The following is a 21455-nucleotide window of genomic DNA, read 5'->3' as shown; positions in this document are numbered from 1 at the left end:
CACTCGCCTGCCCCATGCGTTACACCACGGCATGACTCACCTCGCGCTCCAGCCTGCCTGCCGCCATCACCAGCTGACGCTGGCACCGGCTGGCCAACTCTTGGTCATGGGTCACCACCACCAGAGTGGTGCCGTGCTTGCGGTTGAGCTCAAACAGCAGCTCAATCACCTTGTCGCCGGTCTTGCTGTCGAGGTTGCCGGTCGGTTCATCGGCCAGCAGCAGGCTGGGCCGGGTCATGAAGGCGCGGGCAATGGCCACCCGCTGCTGCTCGCCACCGGAGAGCCGTGGCGGCAGATGATGCAGACGTTCGCCAAGCCCTACCGCCGCCAGCAGTTCACGGGCTCTTGGCTCGCAGTCACGCTCACCGCGCAGCTCGGCAGGGAGCATCACGTTCTCGAGCGCCGTCATGGTCGGGAGCAGCAGGAATGACTGGAAGACAAAGCCGATCTGCTCGGCGCGCAATCTGGCCCGCCCCTCCTCATCCAGCTCGCCGAGTGACTTGCCGAGAATTTCGATGGAGCCAAGACTCGGCAGATCGAGCCCGGCCAGCAATCCGAGCAAAGTAGACTTGCCTGACCCGGAGGCGCCGACCAGTGCCACTGTCTCGCCGCTATTGACTTGCAGATCGATCCCTTCAAGGATGGTGAGGCTTTCCTGGCCGAGGCTGACCGATTTGCCGAGGCCCTTGACGACAATAATGGGGGTTGAACTCATGCTCGATATCCTTTGTCCCAATCCCTTGATGGCAATCCATAGCGGGAGTTGAATTGATGGTGCGTATTCTGTTTGCCTTGCTGGTTGGCCTCGGCAGCCTGCTCTCGTCGGTTCAGGCCCAGACTCTGCTGGTGCTCGGCGACAGCCTGAGTGCCGGCTATCAGATGCAGGAGAAGCAGAGCTGGCCAGCCCTGCTTGAACAAAAATGGCAGAACGAGGGGGGCGAGCACACCCTCATCAATGCCAGCGTCGGCGGTGAGACAACCCAGGGAGGGCTGGCGCGCCTGCCCGCCCTGCTGGAGCAGCATCAGCCAGACTGGCTGCTGATCGAACTGGGGGGCAACGACGGCCTGCGTGGCTTTGCCCCTGCCATCACCCGCCAGAATCTGGCCAGCATGATTGCCCTTGCCAAAGAGAAGCAGATTCAGGTCGCGCTGACTCAGATCCAGCTGCCCCGCAACTACGGAGCCCGCTATCTGCGTCAGTTCGAGCAGATCTTCCCGGAACTCGCCGAGACCAACAAGCTGCCCCTGCTCCCCTTCTTCATGGATGATATTGCGCTGCGCCCTGAACTTATGATGAACGATGGCATTCACCCTACCCCGGCGGCGCAACCGCAGATCCGCGACAAGGTGGCACGCTTCATGGAACCACTGATGAACCGCTAACGCCTTGGCAACAGGCGGTGTCATATATACGACGGCAGATAAGCAAACATCCCGCCGAGGCGGGATGTTTCGCATTGCTAACGGTATGGCGGGTTACTTTTCCAGTACCTGACGCAACCGCTCCTGCGCCACGCCAACCAGCAGGTCCGGCTGGAATTTGGAGATAAAGCGGTCACACCCCACCTTCTTGACCATGGCTTCGTTGAAGTTGCCGCTCAGGGAGGTATTGAGGGTGATGAAGAGATCGGCCATGCGCGGATCGCTGCGCACTTCGTGGGTCAGGCGGTAGCCATCCATCTCCGGCATCTCAGCATCGGTGATCATCAACAGGATCTCGTTGGTCACCTTCTTGCCGGCATCGCACCACCCCTTGAGCAGGGTCAGTGCCTGCAAGCCGTCCTGACACTCGATAACCTCGAGCCCCAGCTGCCCCAGCGTCTCGCGTACCTGATTGCGGGCAGTGCTGGAGTCATCGACGATAAGCACCTTGCGGCCGTGCATCTCGGGCAGAATATCCCGATCCAGCACCTCTTCGGAGATGCTGATGTCATAGGTGATGATCTCCGCCAGCACCTTCTCCACGTCGATGATCTCGACAATCTGATCCACCCCGTCTTCCGGAATGCGGGTAATGGCGGTGAGGTAGTTGGCGCGCCCGGCCGAGCGCGGCGGCGGCAGGATATCCTTCCAGGTCATGTTGACGATGTTGGCTACCTGCCCCACCAGAAAGCCCTGAATGGTGCGGTTGTATTCGGTGATGATGAGGTTGGATTCACTGTCGACCGGCATGGGTCGCATGCCGATGGCGCTGCGCAGATTGATCACCGGGATCGAGGTGCCGCGGATATTGGCCACCCCGCTGATATTGTGGTGAGAGCCCGGCATCTTGTTGAGGTGCGGCAGCTTGACCACTTCTCGCACCTTGAAGACGTTGATGGCAAACATCTGGCGGGTGCCGAGACGGAACATCAACAACTCCAGGCGGTTTTCCCCTACCAGCTGGGTTCGTTGATCAACTGAATCCAATATACTCGCCATATGCTGACATCCATCTGATTATTAATCGACTTCTATTATAGAGGCTGCCTGCCAGGAAAGGCAGACGCATTTTCAACCAGATCGACCATGCAGATAAAAAAAGTGAGGCCTAAGCCTCACTTATCTCCTTGATTTAAAAATCAATAACTGCAGACAGACTTCCAGCTGCCATCGGTGGCCTTGGGTTCACTGCTGGTCCACCAGTTGGCCTGCCACACCACCTTGTTGTGGGTGATGCGATCGCCTGCGTTGGCATGATCCCCTTGCGGCCAGGTCGGGTAAGCCTTGTAGGCTGCCGGATTGATGTTCTGGCTGCTGCAGGTCGCACCGCCCTCACCACCGCCCGAGCCCAGTACGGCCTCCGGCAGGGTCGGGAACTCGGCCTTGAGACCCGCGGTCTGGCTGCCGCTGATGATGCGGATGCCACTCGGCACACCAGCGGCCGGCAGATAGTAGGTCATCGCCACTTCCACATCGCTGCCCGGCGTCCAGGCTTTCCAGGTCGGCAGCGTCAGAGCTACCTTGTGGAAGTCCTTCTCGTTGGCAATCCCGTCGGAGTTCTGGTTGCCGCCGCTCTCCACCACTTTCAGCCCCATCCCGCTCTGGTCGGTGATGGTGTCAGAGGTAGAGGTGGGCACCAGGAACTCGATGCGGGCACCGCCCGGAATGGTCTGGGTCGAGTTGTTGGTGAGCTTCAGGGTCGGGTTGATCGGATAGTTGGAATCACCCTCCTTGAAGCCGGAGAGGCTCACCGCGATGTCGAGCTGGGCCGCCGGAGCTGCCAGATCGTTCTGCTTGGTGTTGTACTTGGTCGCCTTGGCAAACTTGTCGTAGGCGAGCGTGGTCAGGGTATCCCCCATGCCGTACTCTTTTTTCACCGGATCGTAGGCGTAGTCACCCGCCATCTCCCAGAACATCACGCCACCCAGACCACGATTGACGATGTAGTCGAGCTTGTGACCCATGGACTCCTCATCCTCGGTGGAGAGGAACACTTTCTTCTCCTCGTTCCACAGCCAGGGGGCATGAGCCTTGTCGTCGTAGTAACGGACATACTTGCCCTGCATCACGTGGGCCGGGTTGTTGGGATCCAGGCCCCAGGCCTGACCGTAGCTCGGCATGCTGGTGATCCCCAAATCGGCTGCGTGCTCCAGGTTCTTGGCATGCCACATGGGGACGGCGCCACCGCCGATCTCCTTGCCGTTCTTGTCCAGATCGTGCCAGATATTGTCGATGCCGACCGCCCCGTTGCCGCACGGAATGGTGCCGCCACCGGTACCCGGCTGGCAATTACTCTGGCTCGGCAGTGCTGCCTTGCCGCCCAGACCGTGGGTGCCACCGCTGACACCCTGCCAACCGCGGGTGTAATAGGGCACGCCCACGTTGATCTTGCCGGCCGCCAGCGCACCACGGAAGTAGTGAGCAGACCAGGCGGCGTTGAGGTAACCGATGCCACCAAACTCTTTCTGGGTGTAAACGCCCCACTGCGCCAGCTCGGCGTCTGCCTTGTTGTCAAACAGGGCGGCGTTGTGGCCGACAAAGTGGTTCCAGGCACCGTGGAAGTCGTAGGTCATCAGGTTGACATAGTCGAGGTACTGGGTGATCTGGAAGTTCTCCATGCCGCGCAGCAGATAGGCGGAAGCTGGCGAGGCGATGGTCAGCATGTACTTGCGGCCATCCTCGCTGCCCGCCGTATCCAGCTTGCTGCGCAGGGTCTGCATCATCACCTTGTAGTTGGCAAAGAGCTTGCTGCGGCACTGGTTGGAGAGCGGGAAGTCGTTGGGGTTGCCCGCATCCTTCATGGAGGTGGGATATTCATAGTCGATATCGACCCCGTCAAAACCGTACTGACGGATAAAACTCACCGCCGACGTGGCAAGCGCATTGATGCCATCGGTGTTGACCGAGCAGTCGCCCTTGGTGGTAGCGGTGTAGAAGCCACGCGTATCGGCCCAGCCCCCGACCGAAATCAGGGTTTTCACGTCCGGATACTGCTTCTTGAACTTCGACAGCAGGTTGAAGTGCCCCTTGTAGGCGAACTCCGGATCCATCTCGGCACCCGGCACGCCATCCCAGGTCATCTTGGTCGCAGAGTCATCCACCTTGATGGTGTGGCTCTGCTCGTCTACCGCCGCGAAGGCGTAGTTGATGTGGGTGATCTTGCTCCACGGAATGTCGCTCACCAGATAGGCGGGCAGGCCATTCTTGCCGGTGCGCCAGGAGGTGAAGTAGCCGATGACCCGACGGGCATGGTCATCCCCCATGCACTCGTAGCCATCCGGGCGGTAGATCTGGCGGATATCGCAGGAGAGGTTGCCGCCGGATGGTGGCAGCGCGGCCTCCTCGACAGTGACGTTCACTGCCGCCGACTCGCCGACCAGATTGGTCTTGTCGGTGGCGACCAGCTTGAGGGCGGCACTGCCCTTGGCATCGGGTGTCCAGTTGACCTGCCAGGGGGCGGCATTGTCTTCCCCTACCTTCTTGCCATCGACAAACAGCTCGACTTTGGTCACATCGTTGTTGGCATCGGTGACATTGCCGCTCACCGCCACGCTGCGACCGAGCGTTACTTTGGCACCGCTGGCCGGGCTGCTGATGCTCACCTTGGGCGCCTCTGGCGCTACCACGGCAGCGACGTTGAAGCTCGAATCCGCCTCGCTCAGTACCTTGCCATCCTTATCCAGTGCCCGCGCTTTCAGGGCGTGCGCCCCAACGCCCGCAGCACTCCAGCTGGCGCCCCAGGGCGAGGCGCTGGCCGTGGCAGCAAGCTTGCCGTCGATAAGGTATTCCACCCGAACCAGCGCCGTCACCGGGCCACTCAGGGTCACCGCCAGCGCAACGCTGGCACCTTCGTTGAAGCTGGCACCGGCAGCCGGAGAGCTGACGGCCACGCCGAGCGCCGGTGGCGGCACTTCGCCGCCATAGAGCTTCCAGGCATCCGCCCAGACCACCCCGACACCGGGTTCATAGTGATAGGGTGATGCCCCGCACCAGCCAGAGTAGGGGAACTCTTTGCATTCATAGAGGGCGCCGGCATTGCTGACGATGTCACCGGCTTTATAGGCAGTACCGGCCTTGTAGGCGGGATAGGCTGCCTGCGCCCAGGCGGGCATGGCAGCGATGGCCACCAGCACGGCAAGCCGGCTGGGCCTCAGGAACTGTTGCATATTGTTATCTTCCTTGTTTTGTCTTGGCATTGGTGACCAAGGCAAAGCACAAGCGCAACCTGCGTGAAGGGAGGGAGACTACCGGCTATGGACTCGCCGCACACTGCCTCTTCACCCGGGGAAACCCCGCTATCTGGATCATCATCTGATCGGAAGACCGGAGGTATTGCGTCCCGGCATTTCAACCGGTTTGCCCTTTACCTGGGTTCCGTGAGGAACAAGCCGAGTATAGAAAGCATGCAGCCGAGTCTCAATCTTCATTCTCGGAGAAAAATATGTGGTTGCCAGCGGGATCACACTTTCCCACCACGACCATTGGTAATTGTTTTGTCATTAATTTCAGAGTGTTAGCCAGATCAAAAAACACCAACGCGAGCTCATTTGTATCCCTATAATGTGCGTTGGCTCACTGGTGTGACATGCCGAAAATGTGACAATGCGCGCCCCTGGTCTGCGACCAGGACTATGGAAACACTGGCAAAAATAAAAAAGGAACACTTATGAAAGGTACTCGCACCCTGCTGTCTCTGGCCGTGGGGCTGGCCCTCGCAGCCCCCGGCGCCCACGCCGCCTTCGTCTGCCCCGCCGATCCGGCGCAACTCACCCCCATTCCGACCATTCAGGGAACAGGCTCAGGGAGCCAGTTCGCGACCGACACGGTGACCGATAAAAACGGCAACATCACGGGAAAAATCAGTCCGGGTACCTTCATGGTGCGCGGTGTCGTTACCACCCTCGGCCAGAGCCTGACCAAAGGCTTCTATCTGACTGATCCGGCGGGAGATGGCAACCCGGCCACCTCGGATGGCATCTTCGTCTATCTCAATGACAGCAAACTTGCGACCAACTACCCGGCCCTCAAGCCGGGGACTGAAGTCTGCCTCGAAGCCAGGGTCGAGGAGTACTACGGCGGCACCCAGCTCAAACCCACCTTCGAGGCCAACAAAGCCCGCCTGCAGGTCACAGCACAGGGGTTGACGGTGCCGACCAGCGTATTGCAGGTCAATGAAGGAGAGACGCTGGCGCAGGCACTCAATCGCCACGAAGGGATGCGGGTACGGCTCGACAGCAGCAGCGATCTCCATCTGACCCGCAACTACGGCTTCGACTACAAGGTTTATCGCAACAACGTCGAGCTCTCCCACAAGGCGCCACTGCTCAAGCCGACCCAGCTCCATATTGCCAGCAGCCCGAAAGCGGTCGCTCTGGCCGCCAAAAATGGCAGCAACCGGCTGGTGGTCGAGTCTGATTACAAGGCGCAGGATGGCGTACTGCCCTGGTTCCCGGGCTGGGATGCCGATCAAGGCTATCTGCGTATCGGTGATCAACTGACCGGGCTGGAGGGGGTCATCGTCTACAACAAGGATGCCTTCCGTCTGGTAGTGCCGAGCGATGTCACCCTGAGCGCCGGCGCCCTGCTGCGTACACCGGAAGATGACCGCCAGCCGGCCCCCGCCCGGGCCCGTGGCAGCAATCTGCGGATCGGCAGCTTCAACGTGCTCAACTACTTCACCAGCCACTCCAGCATTGGCGGCGCACTCAACGTGCTGTGCAAAGATCAGGCGGATGCCGACAGCGCCAAGGGGTGCAACCGCGGCGCCAAGAGCCAGGCCGACTTCGAGAAGCAGCGCACCAAGATCGTCAACGCCATCACCGAGATGGATGCCGATCTGCTCGGCCTGATGGAGATGGAGAACAACGGCTTTGGCGACAACTCCGCCATCAACAATCTGGTGACCCGTCTCAACGAGCAGCAGAAGGATGCGAGCAAGCGCTACGCCTATGTCCGCCTGCCAGCAAGCCTGCTCACCAGCGAGAAATTCTTCGGTGGCGACGCCATCATGGTAGCCATGATCTATCGCCCTGCCCTGCTCACCCCGGCCAGCGAGGCCAATGTCATCCGCATGCCGGAGCAGCGCTATACCACGGGTGGCGTGGCCAAAACCGCCGGCCAGCGCGATTCACTGGTGCAGAGCTTTACCGTCGCGGGCAGCAAGGATCCGCTGACGCTGGTAGTCAACCACCTCAAGTCCAAGGGCTCGGGCTGCTATGAAAACGGCGATGGCAAGACAGAACCGGCCGACCTGCAGGGCAAGTGTACCGAGTTCCGCGTGAGTACGGCCAAGGTGCTGGGTGAAGCGGTCAGCAAGCTGCCGGGACAGGTGCTGCTGGTGGGTGACTTCAACTCCTACGCCAAAGAAGATCCGATCCGGGTGCTGACCGATTACAACCCGGCTGCCAGCGAGCGGAAGATCGTATCGGCCTCTCATACCTTTATCGGTGACCAGTCCTATGAACAGCTCGGTCGCAAGGTGACTCGCAGCTATGGCCTGATCGATCTCAACGTCAAGTTCAACAAGGAGAAAGCCATCTCCTACAGCTATGACAGCGAACTCGGCACCCTCGACTATGCTCTCGCCAATCCGGCGCTGGCCAGCAAGGTGGCGAACGTGGCCGACTGGCACATCAACTCCTTCGAGAGCAACCTGTTCGAGTACGGCAACCAGTACACCGGCACCCTGCTGAAATCGGATAATCCGTTCAGCGCCTCCGACCACGACCCCATCATCGTCGATCTGAAAATGAAGGGTGATGCCGTCAAACCGGACCACGGCTCAAGTGGCGGTGGTGCACTGGGGCTCGGCCTGCTGGCCCTGCTGCCGCTGGCCTGGCGCCGTCGGCACTAACCGGTAACCCGCTTGAAAGTAGCCAAAAGCCCGCGATATCCGCGGGCTTTGCTGTTTTGGTCATTTGATTTGCAAATGAAAGGCAGGAAAGTATGGGGAAAATAAATGCCTGAGAAAACAAAAAAGCCACCGCAATGCGGTGGCCTTTTCTACTTTCTTTACGAAATATGGTGGAGCTACGCGGGATCGAACCGCGGACCTCTTGCATGCCATGCAAGCGCTCTCCCAGCTGAGCTATAACCCCGATGTGTGTGAATGACTGATGTCACTCTGAATTTGGTGGAGCTACGCGGGATCGAACCGCGGACCTCTTGCATGCCATGCAAGCGCTCTCCCAGCTGAGCTATAACCCCAAATTCGGCACTGAATGAATGGTTCTGGCGGCCATTCATCCTCAATAATGGTGGAGCTACGCGGGATCGAACCGCGGACCTCTTGCATGCCATGCAAGCGCTCTCCCAGCTGAGCTATAACCCCACAAAGGTCGGCTTGGGTGATACACACCGCACTGCCCTGGGTACTTCATTTCAATCAGGAACCTGGTGGAGCTACGCGGGATCGAACCGCGGACCTCTTGCATGCCATGCAAGCGCTCTCCCAGCTGAGCTATAACCCCTTTGATTCCAGATTGTTCGAGGAGAATTTGGTGGAGCTACGCGGGATCGAACCGCGGACCTCTTGCATGCCATGCAAGCGCTCTCCCAGCTGAGCTATAACCCCAACTCACCTCGGCGCTGACGAAGTTATCTCCGGCAACGGAGGCGCATGATAGGCATCACCCGCTTCACTGTCAACCCTAAAATCACCCCGATTGGCGCGTTTAATCAAAATTGCAGCAAGTCGTTGTTTTTATCGACTAAATGCCGCAATCCGGCCGTTTAACCGGCACTTTGGCGTGCTGGTCGCAACACCACAGCCTCGGCCGCCACTCACCCAATCATCACTGCAGGAGAGGCCGCTCTACGAGATGGCAAGGCCGAAGCGCTCAGCAGGAGGCGGTTCACGAAAGCCTTTCCATAAAGAGGATTGAATTTGAAAACCCTTTCCATGATTTATGTAAATTTACAACACACAAAGTTGATCTGGCTCACAAATGGCCATAGGATCAAACCGTGACCCAGGTCACACAAAGCAACAAACCAACAGAGATATGAGGTGAAACCATGTTCGAGAATCTGGCAGTTCTGTTCCACCTGCGCGGTGCAACCAGAAAAAGCGGCGTAGTCGAGAAAGATACCTACGCTCCGTCTACCCGTGAATACTACTTCCGCTACGGCAAGTAATTGCTGAAAGCCTTTCACGGAAAACGTAATAAAACTACAACGCACACATCATCACACAGCCCTCTCGAGGCGCTGTCCTGTCCGGGCCAGATATTCCACGGCCAAACCTGAACTCCACCAAACAAGAATGGGGCCCGCAGGCCCCATCTTTTATTGCTTCGGCTTAATGCCATATCACAGCTTGATCCAGGCATCACTCCACGCGGTGCCCTTGCCCGGCTCATAAGCCCAGGCGGCACCGGCGCACCAGCCGGTGTAGGGGTGCGGTTTGCACTCGTAGCTGGCACCGCCATTGCTGACCCGCTCGCCTGCCTTGTAGGGAGTCCCCTCTTTATAGGCTGGATAGTCAGGCGGCGTTACGCCCCCCTCCTCTCCTTTCACCAGCAGGCTATGGGTGGTGCTGCGACTCAGATTACCTTCATCTGTAACCGTCAGTTTGATCTCCAGCTTGGCATCGGTCGCCGGCTTGGGCAGGGTCAACTCCAGCGTCACCTGATCCAGCGCCGGCGCAGAGGCACCGGCCGGAATAGTCCAGGCATAAGCCAGCGGCTTGCCTTCCGGATCGCTGGAGTACTGACCAGAGAGGGTCACCTTGCTGCCACCTTCGGCCTGCGCCGGGCCGGTGATATTGGCCACCGGCGGCAGGTTGGTGCCACCGCCGTTATCCTCGATCACCACCTCCGGATAGAAGTGCTGAACACAGCGGCTGTAATCTCCCTCCTTGAAGGCGCTGAAACGGGTCTGGTAACCCACCAGCTTGCACGCGTAACTCTTGCCGCCGTTGGGGTTCTCGGCCACATAGCTCCAGTCCTGCTCCCAGTAGATGGGAAGGGCACCGGCGCCCTTGTCGTCAAACACCTTCATGTTCTTGCAACCCAGTACCTCGTCGGATGGCACCGCCACCCCGAGGTAGTTGGCAAACTCGCGGTAGTAGTTGATGCGGTTCTGGGACTGGGCGTGCTCGACCGGGCCACCGCACTCCACCCCACCATTGATGATCTGGGTGGTGACCCCGAAGCCCGGCACCAGACCGTTCTGCTTGTCATGGTCATTCGGCTGCCAGGTGCCATCGATGACATGGAGCATGGAGGGCTTGGGCGGCTGCGGATAGGTATAGAAGAACACCGCGCTGGCAAGGTTCAGCCAGGTGTCGGCCACCAGATCGGGACGGTCGAGCAGGGTGCGTACCGTACCGAACATCGCCTCGGAGAAGGGGCCGTAGTTGTAGTTGTAGGAGAGCTGCTTGGCACCGCGGCCAAAGTAGCTCTTGAACTCGCCATTGTCGAAAGTACCGCACGGCCACTGCTGACCCTGCCACACATCGGGACGGCACTCGGCGTTGTAACCACCGCGCATGGTCTCATTCCATCCCATCTCGCGCACGTAGACCAGCGCCTGACGCCACTCGGCTTCCGGGCGCCAGTTTTCATGGCCACCGGTCTCCTGGGCAAAGTGGGCGAACATAGTTGCCAGCGTCTTGCGGCAGATGGCATCGGCATCGCGGCCATCGCTGTAGTCGCTGCACAGGGCCGGGAACTTGGCCGCCGCCTGCAACAGGCCGCGATAGGTGTACTCGGGGGCGCGCAGCGGGAAGAGGTAGTTGAACTGACCCTCGCTCAGCAGGCTTTCGACCCGCTTGACGTTGCCCGGGTTGTCGGCACGGCCCGGCTGCACCGCCTCGACCACCAGATTGTCCCGGGTAGCGATGGAAGCCTTGACCGCTTCCATCGCCGGGAAGTCGGTCAGCGCCTTCTCTTTGGCATCCAGCTCAGCCTGGCTCATATAGACGGGGGTGGTGCTGCCATCCGGCGGGGTTGGCGTCGGCGGATTGGGCTTGTCATCGCCGCCGGTATCCGGCGGGGTCACTTCCCCTTCGCCGACAAGCTTCCACGGGGTATCCCACTCATTGGCGGCCGCCATGCCCGGAGTCTGACCCGGGTTGACCCACCATTTGGCCTCGAAAACCTGGCCGTTGTAATTGACCTGGCTGCCGCCCGGGTAGGATTTGTTGATGTCGTATGCCTCGGCAGCCCACAGGTGGCCGCTCAGCATCAAGCCGGCAAGCAGCAGGGTTATGCGATTTTTTTTCATTATTGTTGCTCTCTGTCTAGGTTTTCAGCAGAAAAGGTGGGGCCTCATAAGACCCCTCCACCATCATAGGGATCCCGGCTTAACGGCAGCTTGCCGCCCCGACATCCAGCCAGACGCCGTGCTTGCCCGGCTCGTTACCCTGAGTCCACCACCTGGCCTGCCACCGACGGCCGTTGTGGTTGGTCAGCTCCCCGCCGTTGTAGGCAACGGCGGGACTCCAGCCCAGATCAACCTGACTCGCCAGCGCCCACTGATCGGCACTGCGGCTCGGTGCATTGCCCTGAGTCCAGTACTTGGCACGCCATACCAGCTGGTTGTGGCTCACCTTGTCACCGCCGTTGTAGACTTTGCTGGCCTGCCATGCGGGAACGTTGGCCGCTTCCGGATCTGTGGTGTTGCAAGAGCCGTCGACCACGGGCTCCAGCGTCAGCACGATGCGCCCTTCGCTCTGATGAACCCCGTCCGAGACGCTAACACTCAGCTCATGCTGCTCGCTGGTAGTGACTGCCGGCGGTAACAGACGCAGGTTGGCGCTGGTCTCGCCTTCTGCCTGCCAGCCCGCCGGGAAGTGCCAGCGGTAGCTCAGCGCATCGCCCTCGGGATCCCTCGCCTCGGCAGTGACGGTCAGCCACTCACCGCCGATGCCGCCGAGCTGCGCCGGTACGGTCACTACCGGAGGCTGGTTCTCAACCACGCCCTGCTCCAGCGGCCGCCCGTTGACGGTAAAGGAGAGTGACTGCTGCGGTGGCAGCAAGCTCTGCTGTATCAGTGTCTGGCCACGGCACTGGATGGTGGCGCGGCCGGGCTCGCTGGCGGTGGGCAGGTTGATGTGGAACTTGTTCATGACGCTGCTGGCCGCCCGGTGATTGGCCAGCCTGAAGCGCTGCAGACCATCGCGGGTCTCCACCTGCAACTGGCAGTCACTGCCGGACAGGGTGCTGCTGTCATCCGGATAGGTGAAGCCGTAGGCGCCGTGCAGCGCCGGATAGATGTAGCTGGGCAGACTCCCTTGCGGGTCGTAATAGCCCACCAGGGTGGTCACCGGCACTCCGAACTGCTCCGGCTTGCGCGCAACCTTGGTATCGATGGGGGAGACCTCCACCCAGCTCTGGCCATCCGAGGTGAAGCTCTTCTTGAAGCCCCGGTTCACCACAATTTCCTTGCCGTTGATAAAGAGGCGACTGTTGTAACCGGCCCCGTGATCGATGGTCAGACTGCGCCCACGGTTGTCCGCAGAGGCAACCGGCACCCGGATATCACGAGTCCAGCGTCCATCCCACATGGCGACCCTGACCAAGCCGTAATCCGCCAGCAGGGCACTCAGTCCGGCCTCGCTCAGGGCATCCATGGGAGCATCGACCTTCTCGATCCCCTCGATTGTGTGCTGATAGGGCTCCATCCTGGCCATCGCACTGTTCCACTTGCTAAAGCCGGTGGCCGAGTTGGCATCGAACACCGCCTTGCTCTCCAGGAAGCGCTGGATGATGGCGGCGGAATTGGGGGTATAGAGGGTGAAACGGTTGGCGCCGGAGAGAGGGCTGCCGCCCGCCATCGCATCGTAGCCAAACTTGCGGCCATCGAACGGTGGCTGGCACTGGCCATCCAGACAGGCATCCTCATTGGTGCGGGTCGGCGAGAAGTTGGGGATGAAACGGTGTTTGTCACTGTCCCAGCCCCAGCTGGAGTTGAGCTGATCGGCACTGCGATGAACCGAGCCACGGAAGCCATCCACATAGTGGCCAAGGCCGAAGTTATGGCCCACTTCGTGGCTGAACTCGTTGCCCAGCGAATCATCCAGCGTAACGATGCCACCGCCGCCGGAGCCACCGTGCACCTGAACCCCATTGGCATATTTGCCGCGGCTGTTGTGCGCCGTCAGCTGGGCCACCACAAAGGGATGGCTCCCCTCCCCTTCACCGGCACTGCTGTTGATGCCGTAGTTGGCATTGTCGATGCCGTGGGAGATAAGCTCCTTGCCGATGCGCTGGCGCATGGTGCCGCCATGCCAACCCCCTTCGCTCGGGTCAAAATCGGTCAGCAGGGTGCCATTGGGCAGCATCACCTCAGGCAGGGAGAGCGGCGCATACTGACTGACGATCAACCGGCTGGCCGGGATGGTCTGGAAGTATTCGCGATGGGCCTCCTTGTCATTGGCAAAGGCAAAGCGATCCCGTGGCGTGGTGAGCATGCCGATATCGATGGTGTGCAGCAGCAGCTCGCCGGGGGCACCGACCTTGATGTCACGCAGTTCACCCGTGAGGTTGCCCTGACGAACGGAGAGGCTCAGTCCGGGCTGGATCCACTCTGCGGGCAGCTCGCCACTCCAGGTATCCGGGGCATAGGTGATGCGGTTGTTCTCCAGCTCCCCCTCACGGAACCACTGCCCCTTGGCAAACTTGAACTGCAGGGTCTGGCCACGGGAGAGCGTCACCTGCCGCTCGCCATAGAAAATTGTCGAGTTGTAGCCTGCGCTGGAACGGAAGCGCACCATCTTGCCCTCCAGCTCCGGGCTCACGGGCAGGTAGATATCCCGAACCCAACGGCCGTCGGCGGTCTGGATCTCCACCAGCGCACGCCCGCTCAGTCGATCCTTGAGGAAGGCGCCGCTCTTGTCGCTCAGTTTGGCCAAATCAGCACTGCTGCTGATGATGGCAGTGGTGCCGCTCTCCGGGACGAAGCTCACTCCGCCTTCGGGAACCCCCGCGAGGTGGTAGACCGTCTCTGGCAGCGCCGACGGCGGTGACAAGGTCAGGGTGCCAAGCAGCTTGCCGCTGCCGTCACGGGCCTCCACCATCATGGGAGTCACCCCGTCGGCCTGGAGCGGTTGCACCAGCAGCAAGCTCTTGCGCAGGCTGGTCAGGATGGGTTGGCGATCCCCCTCCTTGGGATGGGATGGCAGGATCTGGCTCTGGGCAAACTGCACTCTGGCAGCCAGGCTGCCCACCAGATCGCTTTGCGGGGTCGTGTCATTGAATATCAGGGACGCGCTGCCAGCAGACAAAGGGGCTGCCGCCAGCGTTGCCATAATGAGGCCGGCTATCGGGGTCATGTATGTAGTCATTTATTTTCTCGTGTTGATGGCTACCGGGAAGGAGGGGCATGTCGCCATGCCCCTGTCATCAAGCGGGAGGTATTACTTGCAGCTGGCGGCGCCGACATCCTGCCAGACCGCAGCCTTGCCGGGCTCATCACCGCGAGTCCAGTACTGGGCCTTCCACTGGCGACCATTGTGGTTGGTCAGGTCACCGCTGTTGTAGGCGACATTGGCATCCCACCCCAGTTGCACCTTGCTCACCAGCGTCCACTGATCGGCAGTACGGCTCGGTTCGTTGCCCTGAGTCCAGTACTTGGCCTGCCACACCAGCTGGTTGTGGCTCACCTTGTCACCGCCGTTGTAGACCTTGCTCGCCTGCCAGGCAGGCCAGTTGGCGGCATCCGGATCGGTGGCCGAGCAACCGCCACCACCGCTGACCGGCTTGACCGTCAGACGGGTGGCTGCACTGGCATCCAGCGCGCCGTCGGAGACGGTGAGGCTCAGGTCATAGGCGGTATCGCTGGTGACGTTCGGGCCGGTGACCACCAGGGTTGCACTGTTCTGACCGCTGGCGGTGAGGCCGGCCGGTACCGTCCACTGATAGGTGAGCGGATCACCGTTCGGGTCAGATGCGGTCGCCTTGAGGGTCACCTGCTTGCCGGACTCCACGGAAGCGGTAGCCGGCAGGCTCACCAGTGGCGGCAGGTTGGGCTGCGGCGCCTTGTTGGTGACCACCACCTGATCGCGGGCGGTGAGGTTGTGGTCGTCAGTCACTGCCAGCTCGAACACCAGATTGATGTCGGCGGACACGGCATCGAGTACAACCCGGGCCTTGGCCTGAGTGGCATCCAGCAGGGCAGCCTGCGGGCCGGAGACCTGCTTCCAGCTATAGGTGAGGGCGCCATTTTCCGGGTCGTGGGACGCGGAGCCGTTCAGCGTCACCTCGGTCGGGCCAGTGACACTCAGATCGCTGCCCGCGTTGGCCACTGGCGGCTTGTTGGCTGGCGGAGTGGTTCCCTCGCCGTGACCCAGCCCCTCGTGCATGGCATTGAGGATGTCGCCGTTGTCGGCATCGATCTCCCAGGAGAAGAGGCCACCCAGCTTGTTGGCCAGCACATACTGCCCCTTGGCCTTGACCGAGCGGTCGTTGTCATAGGTGATGAGATCGCCGGTCGACGCCTTGAACAGATAGGGGGCCTCGGCCACCTCGTCGTAGCTCTTCTCCCAGCCACTGCCCATGCGGTTGTTGACGATGTCGCGGTAATCGACCACGCCATCCTCCCAGGTGCCTTTCACCTTGCCGGTCGCCTTGCCAGTGAAGGGGTTGTTGCCCTGATAGCCGCTCACGCCAGTCCAGCCACGGCCATACATGGCGGCACCGACCACCAGCTTGCCGGGGTCAACCCCCTGCGCCAGCATCAGGTTGACCGCCTTGTCGGTGGTGTACTTGGTGTTGGGATCCCAGCTCGCCGCGTAGAGGTTGGTCTGGTGACCCAGCTCGGTATTGCTCCATGCACCGTTGTAGTCGTAGGTCATCATGAAGATGTGGCTCATGTACTGCTGGGCCGCGCGGTAATCGACATCTTCAATCTTGTCGTAACCGGCACCGACAGCGGAGGTGAGCTCATACTTGCGACCAGTCTGCGACTCCAGCTCATCGAGCATGGCGCGCAGCTCCTTCATAAGGGTCACATAGGTTGCGCCATCGCTCGGGCTGCCCAGTTTCGGGTTGGCGCCCTGTCCACCCGGATACTCCCAGTCGATATCCACGCCATCGAAGAATTTCCAGGTCTGCAGGAACTCTTTGACCGAGGCGACGAAGGTATCGCGCTTGCTCTTGTCGCCGAGGAAGTAGAAGGGATCGGAGAGGGTCCAGCCACCGACCGAGGGGAGGATCTTGAGATCGGGGTAGGCCTGCTTGAGCGCCATCAGGGCGCCGAAGTTGCCCTTGTAGGGCTCGTCATAGGCGGTCAGGCCGCTTTGCGGCATCTGGACGGCAGCCCAGGGATCGTGGATCGCGACCTTGAAGTCAGCCCGGCCGGCACAGGCACGCTGCAGGGCCTGGAAGCTGTTGCCGTTCTCGATCTCCTTGAGACTGTCATTGATGCCATCCCCGCCACAGATGGGGGTGAAACCATAGAGGATATGGGTCAGGTTCTGTGCCGGGATCTTGTCCACGGTGAACTTGCGCCCGTAGACGCCCCACTCCACGTAGTAGGTGCCCACCACCTTGCCGGACTTGTTGGCGTAGGGCTTGTTGTTCTCCTGCAGTGCCGCCTTGAGCGGCGCCAGGTGGCTGCCATCGGTATCGGCGACCACTATCTCCTTCTTGTCGGAGAGGGTGCAGCCGTCGGCATTGCAGAGGGCCACCTGCATCTGGTAGCGGCCCCCCTTGTTCACCTTGAATTTGGCGGTGCCTGCCGCGGCGGAGGGGCCTGACCACACCTCCTTGCCATCGAGCAGCACCTTGGCAGTCTGGCCAACGTCACCGCTCCAGAGGTTCCAGCTCACCTCCACATCGGCGGCATCTTTCACCTTGACCAGATTGTTGTAGGAGGTTGCCGCCTGATCGACTTCGACAATGGCGAACTTGGTGGGGCCCCAGCCGATGGTGGGTTTGCCGGGCGCAGCCGCGTAGGCGGCGGAGGTACAGAAAAGACCGACCGCAAGGGCCAGCAAGGTAGGTTTTGGACTTGGCATTTGTTGTATTTCCCTATTTCGTTATTGTTTGCAACGAAAAGGGCGACGCGCCTGACAGGTAACGCAGACAGCAGTGCTCCTCCTTGGCAAAAGGAGCGCAACAACCTGTGGTGGCCCCGCTATCTTAGGTACTGCTGACCCTTAGACCGGAAGCTTTGCGTCCCGGCCTTTCGACCGGTTTGCCCTTAACACACTTCATTCGCGACAAGAAAAATCGCCCCCCGACTATAGGGGGGCGATTTGCGAAGTGCTACCTAGTAAAAATGACAGGTGATGGGACTCGTTTCAGGGGAACTGGCTCGATATGGTGAGGATTATTCCGACATCAGCCTCTATCCTTCCCCCTTTCGCGCCACTCCCATCCCTCCATCATTTGATTAATTTTGTGAGCTGGCTCACTGCACCGGCAACAACAAGCTGTTCATTAGGGCGCGCAGTTTAAGCGGTTTGACCGGCTTGCTGATGTAGCCGTATCCCCGCTCGCGGATCTGCGCCTGCAACTCGCTCTTGCGATCAGCGCTGATGATGATCCCCCCCAGCTCGTCACCACAAGCCTGCTGCAGCGCGGCAATGGCCTCCAACCCGGTCTTGCCGTCGTCGAGGTGATAGTCCGAGAGCACCAGTCTCGGCAAAAATCTGTCTGCCACCAACGCCTCGGCTTCGGCCAGATCGACGGCGCAGCGCACCTCGCAGCCCCAGCGGCCAAGCAGCGAACTCATCGCCGCCAGAATATCGCGCTCGTTGTCGATGCAGAGCACCCTGACCCCCTCCAGCTGGCTGTCACGCAGAGCAGGCGCGGCGACCGGATGGGCAGCCACCGGCCGGGTGGCCAGATTGAGGGTCACCGCAAAGACCGATCCCTTGCCCGGCCAGCTCTGCAATGTGAGCTGATGGCCCAGCACCAGCGAGATGCCGCGGGCAATGGCAAGCCCCAGACCCAGCCCCTGCTCCCTGGCGGTACGGGAGTGATCGAGACGGGAGAACTCGTCGAAGATCGCCTCCTGCTTGTCTTGCGGAATGCCGGGGCCGTTGTCCCACACTTCGATGCGGATCTTGCTCCCCAGCCTGCGGCAGCCAAGCAGCACCCGGCCGCCCGGGTTGTAGCGAAACGCGTTGGTGAGAAAGTTCTGCAGCACCCGGCGCAGCAGGCGCACATCGCTGTGCACCGCCAGCTTGCTCTCCACCACCGAGAAGTGGATCCCCCCCGCCTGCGCCAGCACCCCGAACTCCGCCTTCAGGTTGTCGAACAGATCGTGCAGGGCGAAGTCGAGTTTCTTGGCTTTGAACTTGCCCGCCTCAAGGCGCGAGATATCAAGCAGATCGCTGATGAGATCCTCGGTCGCCCCCAGCGCATCATCGATATGACGGGCGATGCGGGCAGGCTCCTCTTCGGCCGGCAACATCTCCAGCAGGGAGGAGGTAAACAGCTTGGCCGCGTTGAGGGGCTGGGTAAGATCGTGGCTGACCGCCGCCAGAAAACGGCTCTTGGAATGATTGGCCCGCTCCACCTGCTGGTTGACCAGCAGCAGCTGGCGGTTGAGTTCGGAGAGCTCGCGGGTACGCTCGGCGACCCGCGCCTCCAGATGTTCGTTGGCTTCGCGCAGCACCCGTTCGGCATCACGAAACGGGGTGATATCGGTAAAGGTCATGACGAAACCACCGGCCGGCATGGGATTGCCCTGCATCTCGATCACCCGGCCATCGGGGCGCTCCCGCGCCGAGATATGGGCACTGCCCCGTTTCATAAACGCGACCCGGCGCGCCACATGCTCCTCGATATCGCCGGGGCCGCACAGCCCCTGCAGTGCGTTGTAGCGGATGATCTCGTCGATGGGGCGCCCCGCCTGGATAAGCCCGGGCGGATAGTGGAACAGCTCGATGTAGCGCCGGTTCCACGCCACCAGCTTGAGCTCCCTGTCCACCACCGAGATCCCCTGCCCGATATGCTCGATCGCCCCTTGCAGCAAACCGCGGTTGAAGCGGAATACGTCGGAAGCCTCGTCCACTATGGTGGCGATCTCCTCGAGCTGCATGTTGCGCCCCTGCAGGGCAGAGGCGAGCACCAGCCGCGCCGACGAAGTGCCAAACACCCCGGCCAGCAGCCGCTCGGTGTGAGCAATCAGCTCGGCCGACGCCTGCATCTGCGGCGCCAGCGTACCGCCATGCTCACCGGCAAAGCGGCCAAAGGCACGCTTGACCCGGCTCGACCCGACGAAGCGGGCGGCCAGCATCTCCAGCTCCTTCACCGAGACCCGCGCCTGATAGAGCGCCGTGGTATCGCGACTCGGCTTGCCGACGAAGTTGGCCGCCTGCAACCGCTCGCTCACCGCCGGACGGGAGAGCAGCGAGCCAGCCACATAGCCAAGCAGGTTGAACAGCAGGCTCAGGAAGATGCACCAGGCCCCGAGGCTGAGATCGCGAAAAGCGGGCCAGTCGGGCGGCGCCAGCAACGCCTCCAGCGGTGAGCCGGCCAGCAGACCGCTCTCCGCCAGCAGGGTGATGAACCAGAGGCTCACACCGAGGATCAGACCGAGATAAACCCCCTTACGATTGCCGTGCCGCCAATAGAGACCGAGCAGCAGGGCCGGCGCAAACTGGGCCACTGCGCCAAAGGAGAGGTAACCGATGCGCGACAAGCTGGTGAGATCGCCAAGCCAGAGGTAGAGCAACCAGGCCGCCAGCAGGATCAACAGGATGGCGCCGCGGCGCACCTGCAGCAGCAACCGCACCAGCCGTTCATCGCGCCCCTGCTGCCAGAAACGGCGCAGCAGCACCGGCAGCACCAGATCGTTGCTCACCATGATGGCCAGCGCGATGGTGCAGACGATTACCATGCCGGTCGCTGCCGAGGTACCACCAAGGAAGGCGAGCATGGCGACTCCGTCAAAACCAAGGGCCATCGGCAGACTGATCACATAGGTGTCGGAGGCCATGTCAGCCCCCACCCACTGCTTCCCCGCCAGCGCCAGCGGCCAGATAAAGAGCCCCATCACGAACAGGTAGAGCGGGAAGATCCAGCGCGCCCAGTGCAGATCCTGCCCCTGATTGTTCTCCACCACAGTCACATGGAACTGACGCGGCAGGCAGATGACCGCGCACATCGCCAGTACCGTGTAGATAGCCAGCTCCAGCAGACTGCCGGGCGTCACCGCCATCACAGCATCGAAGAAGTGTCCCGCCACCTCGCTGCGTGCCGGGCTCGGCTTACTCAGAATGAGCCAGAGGGCAAAGCCCCCCACCGAGATAAAGGCGAGCAGCTTCACCACCGACTCGAAGGCGATGGCTACCACCATCCCCCTGTGGTGCTCGGTGGCATCGAGATGGCGGGTGCCAAACAGGATGCTGAACAGCGCCAGCAGCATGGCGACCCCGAGCGCCAGTTCGGCGGTATTGCCCGATATGGCGCTGGCGTGCCCCGTCCCGGCGCTGTTGACCATCAGCAGATCGAGCCCGGTCACGATCGCTTTGAGCTGCAGCACCAAGTAAGGAAGGATCCCCATGATGGCGATAAGGGCGATGAGCATGGCGAGACGCTGGGACTTGCCGTAACGGGCGGCGATGAAGTCGGCGATGGAGGTGATGTGTTCCCGCTTGGCCACCAGAATGAGGCGCGCCAGCAGCCGCCAGCCAAACAGAAAGACCAGCATGGGGCCGAGATAGATGGGCACCGGCGACCAGGGTGATTCACTCGCCTGCCCCACGGTGCCGAAGAAGGTCCAGGAGGTGCAGTAGACCGCCAGCGACAGGCTGTAGAGCAGCGGCTGCCCCTTCATGCGATGCCGCTTGTGCTTGTCCGCCACGAAGGCGATCAGAAACAGCAGCCCCAGATAGGAGAGCGACAATCCGATCAGCAACCATCCCTGGTGCATCTGCAACCCCTTGTCCATGTTGAGAATTTGTATGCAGGTTCGGCCAGTCTAGAGAGGTGGCCGCTAAAAGTCATCACCTTCAGACAGATTGAAATTATCGTTTTTCAATAAGTTTTGCCTTGACTGTATATCGCAAAACAATAAACATTGTCGCTATGAATATTGATAAACGATAAACTTTACCTTTCAGACAACACCCATCA

Annotated in this window: 9 protein-coding genes, 5 tRNA genes and 2 riboswitches; of the genes, 2 read left to right on the top strand and 12 right to left on the bottom strand. The window is 60.9% G+C overall.

Going from position 1 to position 21455, the window contains the following annotated elements:
* Nucleotides 1–19: 19 nt before the first annotated feature.
* Nucleotides 20–715 (bottom strand): ABC transporter ATP-binding protein, encoded by a 696-nt coding sequence (locus AAHA41_RS09525; RefSeq protein ID WP_321148843.1) that lies wholly within the window; start codon nucleotides 713–715, stop codon nucleotides 20–22.
* Nucleotides 716–771: 56 nt separating this feature from the next.
* On the opposite strand from AAHA41_RS09525, the gene AAHA41_RS09520 reads away from it, so the two are divergent.
* Nucleotides 772–1383 (top strand): arylesterase, encoded by a 612-nt coding sequence (locus tag AAHA41_RS09520; protein WP_323070296.1) that lies wholly within the window; start codon nucleotides 772–774, stop codon nucleotides 1381–1383.
* A 93-nt stretch (nucleotides 1384–1476) separates the two neighbouring features.
* On the opposite strand, the gene AAHA41_RS09515 is transcribed toward AAHA41_RS09520, so the two are convergent.
* Both AAHA41_RS09515 and AAHA41_RS09510 read right to left on the bottom strand, forming a co-directional pair.
* On the bottom strand, nucleotides 1477–2421 hold the full coding sequence (locus AAHA41_RS09515) for a chemotaxis protein CheV (RefSeq protein ID WP_033112748.1): 945 nt from the start codon (nucleotides 2419–2421) through the stop codon (nucleotides 1477–1479).
* 140 nt (nucleotides 2422–2561) lie between these two features.
* Nucleotides 2562–5588 carry a glycosyl hydrolase family 18 protein gene (locus AAHA41_RS09510; RefSeq protein ID WP_323070297.1) on the bottom strand — a complete coding sequence of 1009 codons (3027 nt, stop codon included), beginning with the start codon at nucleotides 5586–5588 and terminating at the stop codon, nucleotides 2562–2564.
* Between the two features lie 116 nt (nucleotides 5589–5704).
* Nucleotides 5705–5793, bottom strand: a riboswitch (cyclic di-GMP riboswitch).
* A gap of 295 nt (nucleotides 5794–6088) precedes the next feature.
* On the opposite strand from AAHA41_RS09510, the gene AAHA41_RS09505 reads away from it, so the two are divergent.
* On the top strand, nucleotides 6089–8275 hold the full coding sequence (locus AAHA41_RS09505; RefSeq protein WP_323070298.1) for an ExeM/NucH family extracellular endonuclease: 2187 nt from the start codon (nucleotides 6089–6091) through the stop codon (nucleotides 8273–8275).
* Nucleotides 8276–8443: 168 nt separating this feature from the next.
* Here the strand turns inward: AAHA41_RS09505 and AAHA41_RS09500 are convergent.
* The 9 genes from AAHA41_RS09500 to AAHA41_RS09460 form a co-directional block, all read right to left on the bottom strand.
* Nucleotides 8444–8519: transfer RNA gene (locus tag AAHA41_RS09500), tRNA-Ala, on the bottom strand.
* A 33-nt stretch (nucleotides 8520–8552) separates the two neighbouring features.
* Nucleotides 8553–8628: transfer RNA gene (locus AAHA41_RS09495), tRNA-Ala, on the bottom strand.
* A gap of 48 nt (nucleotides 8629–8676) precedes the next feature.
* Nucleotides 8677–8752, bottom strand: a tRNA-Ala gene (locus AAHA41_RS09490).
* A gap of 63 nt (nucleotides 8753–8815) precedes the next feature.
* Nucleotides 8816–8891: transfer RNA gene (locus AAHA41_RS09485), tRNA-Ala, on the bottom strand.
* Nucleotides 8892–8919: 28 nt separating this feature from the next.
* Nucleotides 8920–8995 (bottom strand) — tRNA-Ala (locus AAHA41_RS09480).
* Nucleotides 8996–9732: 737 nt separating this feature from the next.
* A complete protein-coding gene (locus tag AAHA41_RS09475; RefSeq protein ID WP_323070299.1) occupies nucleotides 9733–11649 on the bottom strand; it encodes a glycoside hydrolase family 19 protein in 1917 nt (638 codons plus the stop codon).
* A gap of 79 nt (nucleotides 11650–11728) precedes the next feature.
* Nucleotides 11729–14710 (bottom strand): M66 family metalloprotease, encoded by a 2982-nt coding sequence (locus AAHA41_RS09470; RefSeq protein WP_323092143.1) that lies wholly within the window; start codon nucleotides 14708–14710, stop codon nucleotides 11729–11731.
* Nucleotides 14711–14782: 72 nt separating this feature from the next.
* Nucleotides 14783–17383 (bottom strand): glycosyl hydrolase family 18 protein, encoded by a 2601-nt coding sequence (locus AAHA41_RS09465; RefSeq protein ID WP_139395394.1) that lies wholly within the window; start codon nucleotides 17381–17383, stop codon nucleotides 14783–14785.
* Nucleotides 17384–17489: 106 nt separating this feature from the next.
* Nucleotides 17490–17577: riboswitch (cyclic di-GMP riboswitch) on the bottom strand.
* A 201-nt stretch (nucleotides 17578–17778) separates the two neighbouring features.
* Nucleotides 17779–21252, bottom strand: coding sequence for a NahK/ErcS family hybrid sensor histidine kinase/response regulator (locus AAHA41_RS09460; protein WP_323071323.1), 3474 nt, complete (start codon nucleotides 21250–21252; stop codon nucleotides 17779–17781).
* Between the last annotated feature and the right edge of the window lie 203 nt (nucleotides 21253–21455).

This window comes from Aeromonas sp. SER, from assembly GCF_038739615.1.
Taxonomy (GTDB): domain Bacteria; phylum Pseudomonadota; class Gammaproteobacteria; order Enterobacterales; family Aeromonadaceae; genus Aeromonas; species Aeromonas jandaei.
Note: the sequence above shows the minus strand (reverse complement) of the source record. Positions and strands in the feature narration are given on the sequence as shown.

Coding starts and splice junctions, on each gene's coding strand:
- AAHA41_RS09525 (WP_321148843.1), bottom strand. CDS start 715: ATGAGTTCAACCCCCATTATTGTCGTCAAGGGCCTCGGCAAATCGGTC.
- AAHA41_RS09520 (WP_323070296.1), top strand. CDS start 772: ATGGTGCGTATTCTGTTTGCCTTGCTGGTTGGCCTCGGCAGCCTGCTC.
- AAHA41_RS09515 (WP_033112748.1), bottom strand. CDS start 2,421: ATGGCGAGTATATTGGATTCAGTTGATCAACGAACCCAGCTGGTAGGG.
- AAHA41_RS09510 (WP_323070297.1), bottom strand. CDS start 5,588: ATGCAACAGTTCCTGAGGCCCAGCCGGCTTGCCGTGCTGGTGGCCATC.
- AAHA41_RS09505 (WP_323070298.1), top strand. CDS start 6,089: ATGAAAGGTACTCGCACCCTGCTGTCTCTGGCCGTGGGGCTGGCCCTC.
- AAHA41_RS09475 (WP_323070299.1), bottom strand. CDS start 11,649: ATGAAAAAAAATCGCATAACCCTGCTGCTTGCCGGCTTGATGCTGAGC.
- AAHA41_RS09470 (WP_323092143.1), bottom strand. CDS start 14,710: ATGACTACATACATGACCCCGATAGCCGGCCTCATTATGGCAACGCTG.
- AAHA41_RS09465 (WP_139395394.1), bottom strand. CDS start 17,383: ATGCCAAGTCCAAAACCTACCTTGCTGGCCCTTGCGGTCGGTCTTTTC.
- AAHA41_RS09460 (WP_323071323.1), bottom strand. CDS start 21,252: ATGCACCAGGGATGGTTGCTGATCGGATTGTCGCTCTCCTATCTGGGG.